This is a genomic window from Flavobacterium sp. Root186 (genome assembly GCF_001428525.1).
Classification (GTDB): Bacteria; Bacteroidota; Bacteroidia; order Flavobacteriales; family Flavobacteriaceae; genus Flavobacterium.
This window is the reverse complement of sequence record NZ_LMHW01000010.1, coordinates 424172-439980: the sequence shown is the minus strand read 5'-3', so window position 1 is coordinate 439980 and position 15809 is coordinate 424172. Positions and strand designations below refer to the sequence as shown.

The window sequence follows — 15809 nt, the reverse complement described above, 5'->3', positions numbered from 1 at the left end:
GATTTGGGTTTTATTTTTGTTGACTTCTAAAAAAATGAGTTTCAAAGATAGTAGAATTTCCTACATTATCAACTACTTCCATTTTTAAAAAGTTTTCTCCTTCTGTCAAGTATTGATCGTCAAAAGTATGTGTAATCTTTCTATTTTTATTTTCATATTCAAATAAGACCCAGCTTCCGTTTAAATATCCGTTGTACGACTTTATTCCAGACAGAGAATCACTAATTGTAAATTCAATTTTTTTCTGATCGCTGATCCATTTCCCTTCAACAGGTTTTGTGATTTTTATAACCGGAGCAATGGTATCGAGAACTAAACCATATTGTCCTAATATTTTTGCCTTGGCAGTAAAAACATCCCCTTTTCTAATCGTTCCGTTGTAGCTGGTGCCTTTTCCTATATAAAGTTTATCCTTCAAAGATTCCGGATAAATAGTATCTTTTATAGTAATTGTAAAATTAGAATGCACCGGAACAGTATCATCATGAATATAAATCTTGTTGTTTTTTACATCAAAATTCAAATTAAAATCATCGTAAAAAGTTCCGGCAGGAAAGAAAACAGACATATTATCTTTCTCAAAATTGGAATCTTTATTGTAACGAACAAAATATTTTGAAGTTACAGGTTCTGCGGGAACAAGCGGTGTTTCCAAATCATATTCAATGGGCACTGTAATAGAATTTGAATTTCCGAAATAATCTGAAACTTCAATTCTATAATTGGAAGTCAGATTTGGCACAGCCGAAATTATCCCTCTCAGTGAATCTGTTTTAATAATACTTAATGCAAAAGGCGTTTTCATAAAAAGTTTCTGCACTCGCTGGCTCGTCTTTTTATATCTCGGATAATCAATAAAAGCGTTGATATAACGCATTTCATCAAAAGAATAAGTATTGAATTGATAATTATAATTCTGATTTCCGTTTAAAAATGTTGAAACATTAAAAACACCGTTTTTATTAAAAGAAACGTCATCAGTATCAACGGCATTAATTCCAAATCCAATTTTTCCGTTTGTTTTTACTTTTCCAGCCAAATAAGTCCCGTCTTTTTGAAGTGTCATATTTACAAGCAAAGGCTGTTTGGACTGATTTACCATGGCATTATCCAGTGGATAAACATATAAACTTGATAATGTTGGCTTTTTGGTATCTTTAATATTTTGGTCAAAGCCAAAGAATATCGGATTAATTACAAATTCTGTTTTGGTATCACGAATTTCAAAATGAAGGTGCGGCCCTTCTGAAGATCCCGTATTTCCTGAAAGCGCTATTAACTGGCCTTTTGTAACCGGAAGTTCATCTGGCTTCAGTAACATTTCAATCTCATAAGCCTGTTCTTTATAATGTGTTTTTTTCACATAATCCTGAATTGGCCCAACTGTTGTCTGTAAATGTCCATACACAGAAGTATATCCGTTTGGATGTGTGATGTAAATACATTTTCCGTTTCCAAAAGTCGAAATTTTAATCCTTGACACATAGCCATCGGCAATGGCATACACATTTAATCCTTCTTTTTGATTCGTTTTTAAGTCAAAACCTGCATGAAAATGATTAGGCCTTAACTCGCCGAAATTCCCCGACAACTGCATTGGAATATCAAGCGGCGGACGAAAGTAATCTTTAGGATATTGTGTCTGGGCGAATAGAAAAGGGCAAAAGAAAAAGGCAAGTATTGAAAATTTCATAGGTAACATTTTTGCTAAGATAAAAAATTAACAGGTAAAAACCGAAGAAAAACTTACAAAAACACAATTGATTGAAATTCATTTATTTGTCTATTTTTAATGCAAAAAAATCGAGAAAAAATTGCATTAATAAAAAGGAATACTAACTTTGTATGATTAAGTAATGAATAGGATTTATAATGAGTGTAATTGCCGAAATAATTGATACTCTTGAATATAAAGTCGAGAAGCTTTTTGAAAAATCAAAAGGCCTGGAGAAAAATAATCAGGAATTACGATTAGAATTAGACAAAGCGGTGCAAATTATCCAGAAACAATCTGAAGAAATGGAAGCTTTGAAAAAGCAATATGAAACACTTAAGGTAGCCAATTCGTTGCTTGGCAGCGACAATAACAAGAGAGAGACAAAGCTTAAAATAAATTCATTAATTCGCGAAATTGATTACTGTATAGCACAACTATCAGATTAGAAAACATGGACGGAAAGCTTAGAATTAAAATATCAATTGCCGACCGCGTTTACCCATTAACGGTTGAACCCGCTCAGGAAGAAGGCCTTAGAAGCGCCTCAAAAAAAATTGATGCTATGATCAAGCAATTCGAAGAAAGTTACGCAGTTCGCGACAAACAAGATGTATTAGCCATGTGCGCCCTGCAATTTGCATCGCAGGTGGAACAAAAACAAATTGATAACGCAATCGATGGCGAAGAAACCATTGAAAGAATTAAAAGATTAAATTCGCTTTTAGATCAATATCTCGAAAATTAAACGTTCTTTACATAAACTAAGATACTGCCTACATTAGTTCACAATTGGTAAACTCAACACTAACAATTTAGAATGAGCAAATCGTCGCTACTATAGTATGCCCAGCTTTGACCGGGAAACTTGAACAGTGAGTTAGCTCAAAACTTGTCTTTACGAGTTTATACAAGCAATTAATGTAGGCTTTTTTTATATATAAACCCTAACAAACATGGACATCATAACGATCATTATTTCAGGTGTTGTAGGTATTGCGGCAGGTTTTGCAATAGCTAAAATCATCGAGAAAAGCAATATTTCAAACCTAATCAAAAATGCTAAAAAAGAAGCAGCTTCCATTTTAAAAGATGCTAATTTAGAAGCAGAAAACATAAAAAAAGATAAAATCCTTCAGGCAAAGGAACGTTTTATCGAATTAAAATCTGAACACGAACAAGTTATTCTGGCACGCGATAAAAAAGTAGCCGAAGTAGAAAAACGTGTACGTGATAAAGAATCTCAGATTTCGAATGAACTTTCTAAAGCTAAAAAAGTAAACGACGATTTTGAAGCTAAAACAGAAGAATACAATAACAAAATTGAAGTTTTAGATAAAAAACAAGCCGAAGTTGACAAATTACATAAAAGTCAATTACAGCAGCTTGAAGTAATCTCAGGCCTTTCTGCAGAAGAAGCAAAAGAGCAATTAGTGGAAGGTTTAAAAGCCGAAGCTAAAAGCAAAGCTATGTCTCATATTCAGGAAACAATTGAAGAGGCTAAACTTACTGCTCAGCAAGAAGCTAAAAAAATCATTATCAATACTATTCAAAGGGTTGGAACTGAAGAAGCAGTTGAAAACTGCGTTTCTGTTTTCAATATTGAATCTGATGATGTAAAAGGTAGAATTATTGGCCGTGAAGGTCGTAACATTAGAGCGCTTGAAGCTGCAACGGGAGTTGAAATCATTGTTGATGATACGCCGGAAGCTATTATCCTTTCTTGTTTTGACCCGGTTCGTAGAGAAATTGCCCGCTTGTCATTACACAAATTAGTTACTGACGGACGTATTCACCCTGCAAGAATTGAAGAGGTTGTTGCGAAAACAGCTAAACAAATCGATGACGAAATTATCGAAGTTGGAAAACGTACTGTTATAGATTTAGGAATTCATGGTTTACACCCTGAATTGATTAAAGTTGTGGGTAGAATGAAATATCGTTCTTCTTACGGACAAAACTTATTACAGCACTCAAGAGAAGTTTCTAAACTTTGCGGGATCATGGCAGCCGAATTAGGCTTAAATGTAAAACTGGCAAAAAGAGCTGGTTTACTTCACGATATTGGTAAAGTTCCAGATACAGAAAGCGATTTACCACACGCATTATTAGGTATGCAGTGGGCTGAGAAATACGGCGAAAAAGAAGAAGTCTGCAACGCTATTGGGGCACACCACGACGAGATTGAAATGAAATCGTTATTATCGCCAATCGTTCAGGTTTGTGATGCTATTTCTGGTGCAAGACCAGGCGCAAGACGTCAGGTTTTAGATTCATACATTCAACGTTTGAAAGATCTTGAAGATGTTGCTTACGGATTTAGTGGTGTAAAAAATGCTTACGCAATCCAGGCTGGTAGAGAACTGCGTGTTATTGTAGAAAGCGAAAAAGTTTCTGATGATAATGCTGCAAATTTATCATTTGAAATTTCACAAAAAATCCAAACAGAAATGACTTATCCAGGTCAGGTAAAAGTTACTGTAATTAGAGAAACAAGAGCAGTTAACATTGCTAAATAATTCTCTTTTATCCCTATAAAATTAAAAAGGCTGTCAAATGACAGCCTTTTTAATTTTTAGAGATCGTTAAAAACGATTTTAAAGCTCGTTCCTACTCCAACTTCACTTTCTACAGAAACTGTTCCTTTCATCGCTTCTATTTGATTTCTGGTGATATACAACCCTATTCCGCGTGCTTCGTCATGTTTATGAAACGTTTTATACATTCCGAATAATAATTCGCCATATACTTTTAAATCGATTCCTAAACCGTTATCTGTTATTTTTAAAGATTTATATCCTTCGGGCTCAATTCCAAAATCAAATACAATAAGCGGATCCCGATCCGGATGTGCATATTTTATAGCGTTTGTGGTAAAATTCAGCAAGACACTTTCAAGATAAGCCGGATTAAAATTAATGGTTAAATATTGCGGAACATTATTTACAATCGTAACTTTTTTCTGTTTATCATAGCCTTTTATAGTCGAGATTGTTTTCTCGATATATTCACAAAGTTTTAAAGGCTCAACAGCAATATTAATATTGCTCTGTGTTTTTACAATTTGCGTTAAATTAGAAATTGTCTCATTTAAATCATTTGAAACCGTACGAAGATGTTCCAGCATTTCGCCAACAGTTCCTTTACCTCCATCTTGATCAATAAAATCTAAAATCGATTTTATATTCCCGGCTTGTGTATTTAAATTGTGCGAAACGATATGCGAAAAGTTTAACAGCCGGCTATTTTGATCGCTGTACAATTTCATTGTTTTTAAAAGCTCCAGCTCTTTTTCTTTTTGAAGAGAAATATCGGTGTGGGTTCCAATAACGCGTAATGGTTTTCCATTTTCATCACGTTTTATTACTTTTCCTCTGTCCAGGATCCATTTATAATTACCGCTTGAAGTCATTACACGATGGTAATTTTCATAATACGGAATCTTATTATCAAAATGTTCTTTAATATCAGAGTAATATTTTGGCAGATCATCAGGATGTACAATTTTATCCCAGCGTTCAGGGTCATCAAAAATATCTGCCGATTCTAATTCTAAAATTTTTAGTGAAAGCGAAGAATAAAAAACATTATTGGTTACCATATCCCAATCCCAGATTCCTACGGTTGATGCATCAAGTGCAAATTGGAAACGTTCTTCAGAAATACGGAGTCTTTCTTCTTTGTCTTTTAAATCAGTAATATCAGAAATGTGTCCAAAAAAACTAACTTTTCCATCAGGAGATAATTCTGTTTTTGCAGAAACCCGAAACCATCGCAGTCCTTTTTTTGGTAAAACAGATCTAAATTCTAATTCCCAAGGCACAATTTCTTTACGCGCTTTTACCAGAGACTGAAAAAATTTTTCTCTGTCCTGTTCAAAAATTCGCTCGTAAATGATGTGCTTAATATCGTCTGTAAATTCTTTAAATGAAAGCTCGAAAATTTCGTCAACCGATTTGCTGACAAGAGGAAAAGTATAATGATTATTACTATCTATAACAAATTGAAAAAGCAAATCAGGCATTTCGGCAAATAATTTTCTGTAAAAATTATTTACTTCCAGGCAGTCTTCATTACTGTATAAGTCAAAAATCATATGTCGCTATTTAAGTAAATAATATCTTATTGGATCTGAGTTAAAAAAATCCTCTAAATCCTTTTAATTTACTTCCGTTGAATACAAATGTGATACCAAGTTATAACTTTTGATGTAAAAAAACCAGACTCTTTCCAAAAAATTACTTCCGCGGATGATACGAATGCATTACTTCGGTCAGGAAACTTCTGTCCAGATGCACATAAATTTCTGTTGTTGTAATAGATTCATGTCCCAGCATTAACTGAATCGATCTTAAATCGGCACCATTTTCTAATAAATGTGTTGCAAAAGAATGGCGTAAAGTATGCGGGCTTATATTTTTATTTAAACCAATTTTTACCGCTAAATCTTTTATAATAGTAAAAATCATAGCACGGGTTAGCTGGTTTCCTCTGCGGTTTAGAAACAAAGTATCTTCACATCCTTTTTTAATATTGAGATGAACTCTAATCTCGTCCTGATAGATTTCAATATATTTTTTAGTTAATTTTCCAATGGGCACAAAACGTTCTTTATTGCCTTTTCCGGTAATTTTTATAAAACCTTCATCAAAAAACAAATCCGATATCTTAAGCGAAACCAATTCAGAAACCCGAAGTCCGCAGCCATACAATGTTTCCAGTATAGCACGATTTCGTTCTCCTTCATTACTGCTTAAATCAATAGCAGCGATAAGCGCATCAATATCTTTGATTGATAATGTATCAGGGAGTTTTCGTCCGGTTTTTGGGCTTTCGATTAATTCGAGCGGACTGTCGTTTCGGTAATCTTCAAAAACCAAATAATTAAAAAAACTTTTCAAACCAGAAATAATCCTCGCCTGCGAACGCGGATTCACTTCTTTTGAAACCGAATATATAAACTGCTGAACGGTTTCATCCGTAATTTTTATAGGCGAAATATCGATTTGATTGGTTTCTAAAAAAAAGCATAATCGCTCAATATCAAAGCTATAGTTTTCAATTGTATTTTTAGACAAACCTCTTTCTATTCGAAGATACGATTGATAGTCTTTTATATAATTGTTCCATTTCATATTTACAAAGTAAAACATTTTTAGGCACAAAAAAACCTTCCTTGTTGGGGAAGGTTTTTGAATATTTTAGAAGTGGGATTAGAATTTATAAGCAAAAGATAATGCTAAAACGCTATTTTTTGCGCTGTCATAATAATCACCTTCATCTTCGATATCTGCATCATCTGCAAGAGGAGATAAACCAATTGTATAGCGAAGGTTAAGAGAAACATTTTCTGTAAAATGGTAACCTGCTCCTAAGTTAAATCCAAAATCTACCGTTTTGAAAGCATCTTTCACATCTTCGCCTTCAGATTTTGCTGATAATAAAACACCAAGTTGTGGACCGGCTTCAACACTGAATTTTTCTACTATGTAATATTTAGCTAAAACAGGAATATTTAAATAATTCGTTTTAACTTCAAAATCTCCTAAAAATGCACCACCATCAAATTTAGTTCCTTGAGTAGAAAATAAAAGTTCTGGCTGAATAGCTAATTTTTCAATGATTTTAATTTCGGCAAATCCTCCAACATGGAAACCTACTAAAGCTTTGGTATCTTCAACGTCTCCACCTGCCCAATTTGAAAGGTTAAGACCTCCTTTTACACCAAATCTAGTTTGCTGTGCATTAGTAAATCCAAATGCCATTACTGCAATAGCAGCTAAAATAATTCTTTTCATACAAGTTGTTTTGGGTTATTAATAATCAAATATAAAAATATTCTTCATAAATAACTGCTTGGATTTTAACAAAAAAAATAGTAATAAGCATACAAATTGTTAATTGAAGGTCAATTTGCCTTTAAATGAAAAGAAAAAAGCTTCCTCAAAAAAATGAAGAAACCTTTAAAAATTAACTAAAAATTTTCTGTTAGAATTTGTAAATAACTCCAAAACTTTACATCTCAAATCAGTTCCTAATCCAAAGCATTAGTTTTACCTGTTCCATTCTGTACACTAATTTAACTTCAATTGCAATATCTTTTAGTTACAAAGCACCTACCCTTGGCTCAATTTCAAAAGCATTATTTTAATATCACCTGTTTTTTTCAGAGCCTAAAGTTAAGACTCCAAAAATAAATGCATCTCCTTTAGCTAAGCCTGTTGTTTTGCGCATTTGCAAACCCAAAACCCATTACTGCAATAGTAGGTAGCTAAAATAACTTTTTCATGTTTTATTTTTTAAATTATAATTAAAAAATAAGATTATACTTATTAAAAAATAACTTCAAAAAGTAATTAAACTAATAAAATAAGACAAAACAAAACCTTTTATAACACATTAAACTTCAAGCTTTTTCTGAGAATGAGGAAACTCAAAACAGAGCAAACTCAATAAAAAGTGAGAATTTTAATAATTAAATAGAATCTCGTATAAAACAATAAAACCAAAAAAACGTAGTTTTGAACTAAAGAATAACATTTAAATACCAAACTAAAAACATTTTTTATGAAGAAAATACTTTTAGCAGCTGTATTGTTCATTGCAACAACAGCTACGATTCAGGCACAATTATTACAAATTGGGGTTAAAGCAGGGGTTAACTTTGCTAGTCAAACCGGAGATGCGTTTCCCGATCAAAACATTGACAAAGAAGGAATAACAAGCTATCATGCAGGTCTTGTAGCTGAAATTAAATTATTAGAAAAATTCTCTATTCAGCCTGAGCTTCTATATTCAACTCAAGGAGCTAGTTATAAAAGTGTAGGTCAAGAGATTAAAAAAGAATTAGGCTATTTATCTATTCCAGTAATGGCAAAAATTTATCTTAATAAATCAATTAGTTTAGAAGTTGGACCTCAAGCTTCATTTTTATTAAGCGAAAAAGATGATTTTGATTTGTACAATGCTGAAACTTTTGAATTTGCAGCTAATGCCGGACTTGGAGTAAAACTTACAAAAAACATTTTCTTGCAAGGTCGTTATAGTTTAGGATTAACAGAAGCTTCAAAAAATGCTGATGTTAAAAACTCAACAGTTCAAATATCTGCTGGATTCATGTTCTAAAAATATATCACATACTTTTATAAAAACCGGTCTATTAATTAGATCGGTTTTTTTATTTTTACATTCTTGTGAATTGTATTCTGTAAAATGAATTTGCAATAATTAATTAAATTAAGTCATTATGAAAATCGCGATAATCAACGGCCCAAATTTAAACCTTTTGGGGAAAAGGGAGCCTGAAGTATATGGGCATGAAACTTTTGAAGAGTATTTTGAAAGACTGGAACATAAATTTCCAAACGTTGAACTTTCTTATTTCCAAAGTAATATTGAAGGCGAACTAATTGGAAAAATTCAGGAAGTGGGTTTTACTTTTGACGGAATTATTTTGAATGCTGGTGCTTATACACATACTTCTATAGGGTTGGGCGATGCTATGAAAGCTGTTACAACTCCTGTTATCGAAGTACATATTTCGAATACTTATGCGCGTGAAAGTTTTAGACACCAATCTTATTTGTCTGGAAACGCAAAAGGTGTTATTTTAGGATTTGGATTAAAAAGCTACGAATTGGCGATTCAGTCATTTTTATAAGATATAGCCATCCTGAACGAAGTCGAAGGGGCTTATCACATTGAGGGGCTTCGACTTCGCTCAGCCTGACAAGAGTTGTTCATCTCTATATTGACTTTGCTTAATTTAACAAATTATTAATAAGCTCATTTTCAACTTATTTTATTTTTGTGAGAGAAACCACTTTCATGAAAAACTATATTTTATTCGCCTTTTTATTTTTTTCGATTTCCAGTTTTGCCCAAATCAAAGGAACCATAACCGATGAAAAAGGTAACCCGCTGCCGTTTGTTTCTATCTTTGAAGAGAATACCTATCGCGGAACTACTTCAAATGAACAAGGACACTATCAATTGCAGGTAAAAGAAATTGGTAAAAACAGAATTGTTTTTCAATATCTTGGATTTAAAACTCAGAAAATAACCGTTTCTGCAGATTCAAAAACATTAACTTTAGATGTTAAAATGCAGGAAGAAAGTTTTGCATTAAACGAAGTCGTTATTGACCCTAAAAATAATCCAGCAAACGCAATCATTAAAAATGCCATTGCAAACAGAAAAGTAAACTCCGAAAAAACAGCTCGCTTTACGGCCGATTTCTATTCAAAAGGAATTTTAAAAGTAAAAGATTTGCCTAAAAAAATATTAGGCCAAAAAGTAGATCTGGGCCCCGATTTGTCTTCTAATTTAGATTCGACCGGAACTGGGATTTTATATTTATCAGAAACTATTTCGAAGGTTTCCTATCAAAAACCAGATAAATTAAAGGAAACTATAATTGCGTCTAAAATCTCAGGAAACAATAAAGGCTTTAGTTATAATACTGCCGCTTTATCAACTTATGACTTCTACGACAATACATTAGAGTTTGACGTAAATCTTATCTCTCCTATTGCTAATAATGCTTTCAGCTATTATAAATACAAATTGGAAGGAAGTTTTTATGATGATAATAAACAGCAGATTTATAAAATTAAAGTAATTCCAAAGCGAGATAAAGAACCTGTTTTTGAAGGTTACATTTACATTGTTGATGATAGTTTTGCTATTTATGCAGTCGATTTTGACATCAAAGGTTACCGAATGAAAAATGAATTTACTGAAGTAATGAATTTAAAACAAAGCTTTAGCTACAATGTAAAAAACAAAATCTGGTCAAAAAATGCACAGACTCTTTCGTTTAATGCCGGAGGTTTTGGAATAAAATTCTCAGGCCAGTTTAATTATGTTTATTCCAATTATGAGTTTCCTGAATCGTTTGCCAAAAAAACTTTTGGAAACGAAATTGTTGCTTTTGATTTGAACGCAAATAAAAAAGATGATTCTTTTTGGAATGAAATTCGTCCGATTCCGTTAACACTCGAAGAAAGTACAGATTACACCAAAAAAGATAATTTACAGGTCATTAGAAAATCTAAAAAATATACCGATTCTATTGACGCAAAAAACAACAAGTTTAAGGTTTTAGATATTCTTGGCGGTTACGATTATAAAAATACTTTTGAAAAATACTCTTTTAAATTTGACGGATTGCTAAGTCCAGCGTCTTTAAGCTTTAATACGGTTCAGGGATTTAATCTGGGAACCGGATTTTCGTTTAAAAAATGGAATGAAGAAAAGGGAAAAAGCACTTCTATAGGAACAGTTTTCAATTATGGTTTTTCTGATGAACGCCTTCGTGTTATTGGCGAATTCAGCCATCGATTTAATACTATTAATTATGCTACAATTTCGGCTTCGGGCGGAACAAAAACAGAACAATTTAATAGTGCCGAACCTATTAGCAAATTGATCAATTCTGTAAGTTCGTTATTTTTTAAAGACAATTATATGAAATTGTACAACCTGGAATTTGCTCAAATTAACTATGCACAAGATGTTGCAAACGGACTAAATTTAAACGCAAGAATAGCTTACGAACAAAGAAAATCTCTTTTCAATACAACTGATTATTCGTTCTTTAAAAGAGATGATATTTATTCGTCAAATAATCCGCTTTTACCAAATGATTTCAATACGCCGGCTTTTGATCAGCATCATTTAATGAAAGCTAATTTAACAGCCAGAATTAATTTTGGAAACAAATACATTTCAAGACCAGACGGAAGATATAATTTTAAAGATGAAAAATATCCAACCGTATTTTTAGCTTTTGAAAAGGCATTTGCTGCAAGCGAAAAAAAATACGAATTTGAAAGAATTGGCGCCGCTGTTCAATATGATTTATCACTGAACAACAAAGGTGTTTTAGGAATGAATTTTAGAGCCGGTAAATTCTTTAATGCCGAAAATATCTCTTTTATTGATTACAGACATTTTAATGGAAACCAAACTCATATTGGTACAAGCGATCGTTATTTGAATGTTTTCAATTTAATGCCTTATTATGACAATAGCACAAACGACAGTTACTTTGAAATGCATTTGGAGCACAACGACATGGGATTTCTAATGAATAAAATTCCCCTTTTAAATCTTTTAAAATCAACAATGAATCTTGGATTTCATTCTCTGGCCATTCCGGATAGAAAACCTTATACTGAATTTACAGTTGGTTTAGACAATTTAGGTTTCGGGAAATTTAAATTATTCAGAGTTGATTATGTACATTCTTACCAAGGCGGAATTCAGCAAAATGGTGTTGTGTTTGGTTTGAAGATTTTGAATGTTCTTAATTAAGATACTAAGGTTCTGAGATGCTAAGGTTCTAAGTTTTTTTCTTTTGAATTAAAATATTTTAAAAAAAAATCCGCTTATCTGCCAAATCTCGGTGAAACCAGACTGGACATAAGCGGATTTTTTTTTTAAAGTTTGAAGATCTTTGCGCGGGCTTCGACTTCGCTCAGCCTGACAATAATCAATATTAGATCCTAAAAAACTTAGAACCTTAGCATCTTAGAATCTTTCTCAGTGATAATCATCCGGTTCAATATGAATCAAAACATTTCCTAACTGCGGAATTTTTTCTTTCAGAGTATCTTGTAATTTATGAGATAAATCGTGTCCTTCTTTTACCGAAATTTCAGCCGATACAATAGCATGAAGATCGACATGATAGCGCATTCCGGCTTTTCTAATGAAACATTTCTCGGTTCCGAGAATACCGGGTACTGTCAGCGCTTTTATACGAATTTCTTCTACTAAATCATCGTTCATGTTTTCATCCATGATTTCGCCAAGCGCAGGTCTGAAAATTTTGTAACAATTATATAAGATAAAAAAAGCAGCAAAAAGTGCCGCCCAATCATCTGCAGATTCGTAACCTTTTCCCATTATCAACGCAATCGAAATCCCAACAAATGCCGCAACAGAAGTTACAGCGTCACTGCGATGGTGCCAGGCATCTGCTGCAAGAGACGAACTATTTGTTTCTTTACTTCGTTTCATCACTAAACGATACGAGTATTCTTTCCAAATAATTATTGCCCCTAAAACATATAATGTCCATGATTTTGGCAAATCATGTGAACTTTGAATATTAGCAATACTTTCGTATCCAATAATGGTCGCCGAAGTGATTAAAAAACCAACTACCAAAAAAGTAATTAAAGGTTCTGCACGCCCGTGACCGTAAGGATGATTTTCATCTGCCGGTTTATTAGAGTATTTGATTCCAAATAAGACTAAACAGGACGAAAATATATCTGCTGTCGATTCGATCGCATCTGCAATCAAGGCGTATGAATTGCCAAAAAAACCTGCCAAACCTTTTATCAAGGCTAGGCAGGTGTTTCCAGCTATACTAAAAATAGTAGCTTTTACAGCTTTTTGTTCATCTGTCATCTAGACTATTTTTTTTGCCACGAATTCACGAATTAAATAAACTCTTAATTTTCGTTTTATTCGTGGCAAATATTCTTTTTACGCTCTCACGATTTTTGCTCCAATAGCTCTTAAACGCTCATCGATACGCTCGTATCCACGGTCAATTTGTTCGATATTTTGAATCGTGCTGGTTCCTTTTGCAGAAAGGGCCGCAATCAATAATGAAATTCCCGCACGAATATCAGGCGAAGACATTGTAGTTGCTTTTAATTGAGATTCAAAATTATGTCCCATAACCACAGCTCTATGCGGGTCACATAACATGATTTTTGCTCCCATGTCGATTAATTTGTCTACGAAAAACAAACGGCTTTCAAACATTTTCTGGTGAATCAAAACATCGCCTTTTGCTTGTGTTGCTACTACCAAAACAATACTTAATAAATCTGGTGTAAATCCCGGCCAAGGTGCATCTGCAATTGTTAGGATAGAACCGTCAATATCTGTTTTTACTTCGTATCCGTCTTTGTGAGCCGGAATGTAAATATCATCGTTACGTTTTTCAATTGTAATCCCTAATTTTCTAAATGTATTTGGGATCAGACCTAAATTTTCCCAGCTTACATTTTTGATCGTGATTTCGCTTTTTGTCATAGCCGCAAGACCAATCCAAGAACCAATTTCAATCATATCAGGAAGAATTCTGTGCTCGCAACCTCCAAGGCTTTCTACCCCTTCGATAGTCAATAAGTTTGAACCAACTCCAGTGATTTTAGCTCCCATAGAGTTCAACATTTTGCATAACTGTTGTAAGTAAGGCTCGCAAGCAGCGTTGTAAACTGTTGTTTGTCCTTTTGCTAAAACTGCAGCCATCACAATGTTTGCCGTTCCGGTTACAGAAGCTTCGTCAAGCAGCATATCTGTTCCTTGCAGTCCTTCTTCTGGAGATTCTACTCCGTAAAAGTGATCTTCTCTGTTGTATCTGAATTTTGCTCCAAGGTTAATAAAACCTTCAAAGTGAGTATCTAATCTACGACGACCGATTTTATCTCCACCTGGTTTTGGAATATATCCTTTTCCGAAACGAGCTAAAAGTGGTCCAACAATCATAATAGAACCACGAAGCGCTCCACCTTCTTTTTTGAAAGCTTCGGTTTCTAAATATCCAACATTAACTTCATCGGCCTGAAACGTAATCGAACCCGGTTCATTGCGTTGAATTTTTACACCTAAATTACCCAGTAAAGTAATTAATTTATTGATGTCAATAATATCGGGAATATTATTAATTCTTACTTTATCCCCCGTTAGAAGCACGGCACATAAAATTTGTAATGCCTCATTTTTTGCTCCTTGCGGAGTGATTTCTCCTTTTAAAGGAATTCCTCCTTCGATTTTAAAAATTCCCATAGATCTTGTTTAGGTTCTAAGGTTCTGAGATTCTGAGGTTCTAAGCTAAAAATCTTAGTATCTTAGTCCCTTAGTATCTTAGTTCCTTTTTTATTTCTGATTATTGTTTTTTTGAAAAGTTTTAGGTTTACCGCCTTTATTATTGTTTTTGTTATTTTGAATTTTAGGCTGTCCTGCAGGCGTGATTTTGTTTGATACACGCTTGTTTGTACGCATTAAATCTGTTGTGTTCAACAGCTCTTCTGTACTGTGCAGCAAGTTTATTTTTCCTCCGGACAATTCAAACAAATGTTCGAAAATAACATCATCTTTTACAGTGTCTTTGTTCCAGCTCAAAAATGACTTTTTCATGTGGTTGGCAATAACCATAACCAATGCATTTTTCATTTCGCCATCTTCCCATTTATTAGCAACATCAATCATGTATTTGATGTTGTTTCCATAAAATCTGTATTTTGGGAAATTCTGAGGATATTGTAAAACATCTGGCTTCAACTGCAGTACATCTCTTGAAGGAATTGGGTACGGAGATTCAACGTTTAATTTAAAATCAGACATGATAAAAAGCTGATCCCATAATTTATGCTGAAAGTCCGGCACATCACGCAAATGCGGATTTAAGCTTCCCATAACCTGAATGATATATTTCGCAGCTTTGTTGCGTGTTTCATCATCTTCGATTGCAGTAGCCTGATCGATCAGTTTTTGTAAATGACGACCGTACTCCGGAATAATCAAACGCTGTCTTTCAGAATTGTATTCTAAATTAAAAACAACATCGTTTGCGACTTCTTTTTTATATTTTTCGACCATAAGTTTATAATGAAACTATACCTTCTATTGTAGAAACTTCTTTGTATTTACCAATCACCTCATCAGAGCTGTTCATAGTAACATCTACAGAAACACTGGTAAATTTACCAGTTTTAGATTTTGTTGTTTTAATAACCGCGCCCATTCTATCAAAAGCTTTTTCAACACGTTCTACATTATCGGCTACAGTAGGCACAATGAATTTATACAAATATTCTGCTGGCCAAGTGTTTGCGTTATCTAGCTCGACTTTTAATCTTTCGTAAAATTCGGCGGTATTTTTTTCTTTATCGTTCTCCATTCGTAATTAAAAATAAACGCAAATATACGGTTTTGATTTCAGATTTTTTAGATTTTTTATTTTGAAAAAAGGTTCAAAGTTACAAAGGCGCAAAGGTGCATAGAAAAAAGCAATAGAAGATTATTTCTTTGTAAATTTTACTCTTATATTTGAGAAAATAATCTGCCA

General features: G+C 33.3%; 14 protein-coding genes. 6 read left to right on the top strand and 8 right to left on the bottom strand.

What is annotated here, in order from left to right; all coding sequences use genetic code 11:
* Positions 1-10: 10 nt before the first annotated feature.
* A complete protein-coding gene (locus tag ASD98_RS05615; RefSeq protein WP_056203219.1) occupies positions 11-1693 on the bottom strand; it encodes a M23 family metallopeptidase in 1683 nt (560 codons plus the stop codon).
* Between the two features lie 179 nt (positions 1694-1872).
* Here ASD98_RS05615 and ASD98_RS05610 point away from each other — a divergent pair, with 179 nt between their 5' ends.
* From ASD98_RS05610 to rny, 3 genes are all read left to right on the top strand, one after another.
* Positions 1873-2163: a hypothetical protein gene (locus ASD98_RS05610; RefSeq protein WP_056201310.1), complete on the top strand. Its 291-nt coding sequence runs from the start codon at positions 1873-1875 to the stop codon at positions 2161-2163.
* A gap of 5 nt (positions 2164-2168) precedes the next feature.
* Positions 2169-2462, top strand: a complete 294-nt coding sequence (locus ASD98_RS05605) for a cell division protein ZapA (RefSeq protein ID WP_012022231.1) — start codon at positions 2169-2171, stop codon at positions 2460-2462.
* A gap of 208 nt (positions 2463-2670) precedes the next feature.
* Complete coding sequence (gene rny, locus ASD98_RS05600) at positions 2671-4233, top strand: ribonuclease Y (RefSeq protein WP_056201307.1); 1563 nt, start codon at positions 2671-2673, stop codon at positions 4231-4233.
* 56 nt (positions 4234-4289) lie between these two features.
* On the opposite strand, the gene ASD98_RS05595 is transcribed toward rny, so the two are convergent.
* The 3 genes from ASD98_RS05595 to ASD98_RS05585 all read right to left on the bottom strand — a co-directional run bounded on the left by ASD98_RS05595 (position 4290) and on the right by ASD98_RS05585 (position 7512).
* Entirely contained in the window at positions 4290-5810 is a 1521-nt protein-coding gene (locus ASD98_RS05595) for a PAS domain-containing protein (protein ID WP_056201304.1), read from the bottom strand.
* A gap of 142 nt (positions 5811-5952) precedes the next feature.
* Entirely contained in the window at positions 5953-6849 is an 897-nt protein-coding gene (xerD, locus tag ASD98_RS05590) for a site-specific tyrosine recombinase XerD (RefSeq protein WP_056201299.1), read from the bottom strand.
* A gap of 78 nt (positions 6850-6927) precedes the next feature.
* Positions 6928-7512: a porin family protein gene (locus tag ASD98_RS05585; protein WP_056201296.1), complete on the bottom strand. Its 585-nt coding sequence runs from the start codon at positions 7510-7512 to the stop codon at positions 6928-6930.
* A 769-nt stretch (positions 7513-8281) separates the two neighbouring features.
* Here ASD98_RS05585 and ASD98_RS05580 point away from each other — a divergent pair.
* The 3 genes from ASD98_RS05580 (at position 8282) to ASD98_RS05570 (ending at position 12031) form a co-directional block, all read left to right on the top strand.
* Positions 8282-8839: a porin family protein gene (locus ASD98_RS05580; protein WP_056201294.1), complete on the top strand. Its 558-nt coding sequence runs from the start codon at positions 8282-8284 to the stop codon at positions 8837-8839.
* Between the two features lie 121 nt (positions 8840-8960).
* A complete protein-coding gene (gene aroQ / locus ASD98_RS05575) occupies positions 8961-9374 on the top strand; it encodes a type II 3-dehydroquinate dehydratase (protein WP_056201291.1) in 414 nt (137 codons plus the stop codon).
* 167 nt (positions 9375-9541) lie between these two features.
* Entirely contained in the window at positions 9542-12031 is a 2490-nt protein-coding gene (locus ASD98_RS05570) for a DUF5686 and carboxypeptidase regulatory-like domain-containing protein (protein ID WP_056201288.1), read from the top strand.
* Positions 12032-12259: 228 nt separating this feature from the next.
* Here the strand turns inward: ASD98_RS05570 and ASD98_RS05565 are convergent, their stop codons facing one another.
* The 4 genes from ASD98_RS05565 to ASD98_RS05550 form a co-directional block, all read right to left on the bottom strand.
* Complete coding sequence (locus tag ASD98_RS05565; protein WP_056201285.1) at positions 12260-13135, bottom strand: cation diffusion facilitator family transporter; 876 nt, start codon at positions 13133-13135, stop codon at positions 12260-12262.
* A gap of 78 nt (positions 13136-13213) precedes the next feature.
* The gene (murA, locus tag ASD98_RS05560; protein ID WP_056201282.1) at positions 13214-14527 is read right to left on the bottom strand and encodes a UDP-N-acetylglucosamine 1-carboxyvinyltransferase; all 1314 of its coding nucleotides are present in this window, start codon (positions 14525-14527) and stop codon (positions 13214-13216) included.
* A gap of 90 nt (positions 14528-14617) precedes the next feature.
* Positions 14618-15340 (bottom strand): DUF4290 domain-containing protein, encoded by a 723-nt coding sequence (locus tag ASD98_RS05555; protein ID WP_056201279.1) that lies wholly within the window; start codon positions 15338-15340, stop codon positions 14618-14620.
* Between the two features lie 4 nt (positions 15341-15344).
* Positions 15345-15641 carry a DUF493 family protein gene (locus ASD98_RS05550; protein ID WP_056201276.1) on the bottom strand — a complete coding sequence of 99 codons (297 nt, stop codon included), beginning with the start codon at positions 15639-15641 and terminating at the stop codon, positions 15345-15347.
* Positions 15642-15809 lie beyond the last annotated feature (168 nt).

What these genes read in the sequence shown, in the direction of transcription:
- ASD98_RS05615 (WP_056203219.1), bottom strand. Translation starts at nt 1,693, where the DNA reads ATGAAATTTTCAATACTTGCCTTTTTCTTTTGCCCTTTTCTATTCGCC.
- ASD98_RS05610 (WP_056201310.1), top strand. Translation starts at nt 1,873, where the DNA reads ATGAGTGTAATTGCCGAAATAATTGATACTCTTGAATATAAAGTCGAG.
- ASD98_RS05605 (WP_012022231.1), top strand. Translation starts at nt 2,169, where the DNA reads ATGGACGGAAAGCTTAGAATTAAAATATCAATTGCCGACCGCGTTTAC.
- rny (WP_056201307.1), top strand. Translation starts at nt 2,671, where the DNA reads ATGGACATCATAACGATCATTATTTCAGGTGTTGTAGGTATTGCGGCA.
- ASD98_RS05595 (WP_056201304.1), bottom strand. Translation starts at nt 5,810, where the DNA reads ATGATTTTTGACTTATACAGTAATGAAGACTGCCTGGAAGTAAATAAT.
- xerD (WP_056201299.1), bottom strand. Translation starts at nt 6,849, where the DNA reads ATGAAATGGAACAATTATATAAAAGACTATCAATCGTATCTTCGAATA.
- ASD98_RS05585 (WP_056201296.1), bottom strand. Translation starts at nt 7,512, where the DNA reads ATGAAAAGAATTATTTTAGCTGCTATTGCAGTAATGGCATTTGGATTT.
- ASD98_RS05580 (WP_056201294.1), top strand. Translation starts at nt 8,282, where the DNA reads ATGAAGAAAATACTTTTAGCAGCTGTATTGTTCATTGCAACAACAGCT.
- aroQ (WP_056201291.1), top strand. Translation starts at nt 8,961, where the DNA reads ATGAAAATCGCGATAATCAACGGCCCAAATTTAAACCTTTTGGGGAAA.
- ASD98_RS05570 (WP_056201288.1), top strand. Translation starts at nt 9,542, where the DNA reads ATGAAAAACTATATTTTATTCGCCTTTTTATTTTTTTCGATTTCCAGT.
- ASD98_RS05565 (WP_056201285.1), bottom strand. Translation starts at nt 13,135, where the DNA reads ATGACAGATGAACAAAAAGCTGTAAAAGCTACTATTTTTAGTATAGCT.
- murA (WP_056201282.1), bottom strand. Translation starts at nt 14,527, where the DNA reads ATGGGAATTTTTAAAATCGAAGGAGGAATTCCTTTAAAAGGAGAAATC.
- ASD98_RS05555 (WP_056201279.1), bottom strand. Translation starts at nt 15,340, where the DNA reads ATGGTCGAAAAATATAAAAAAGAAGTCGCAAACGATGTTGTTTTTAAT.
- ASD98_RS05550 (WP_056201276.1), bottom strand. Translation starts at nt 15,641, where the DNA reads ATGGAGAACGATAAAGAAAAAAATACCGCCGAATTTTACGAAAGATTA.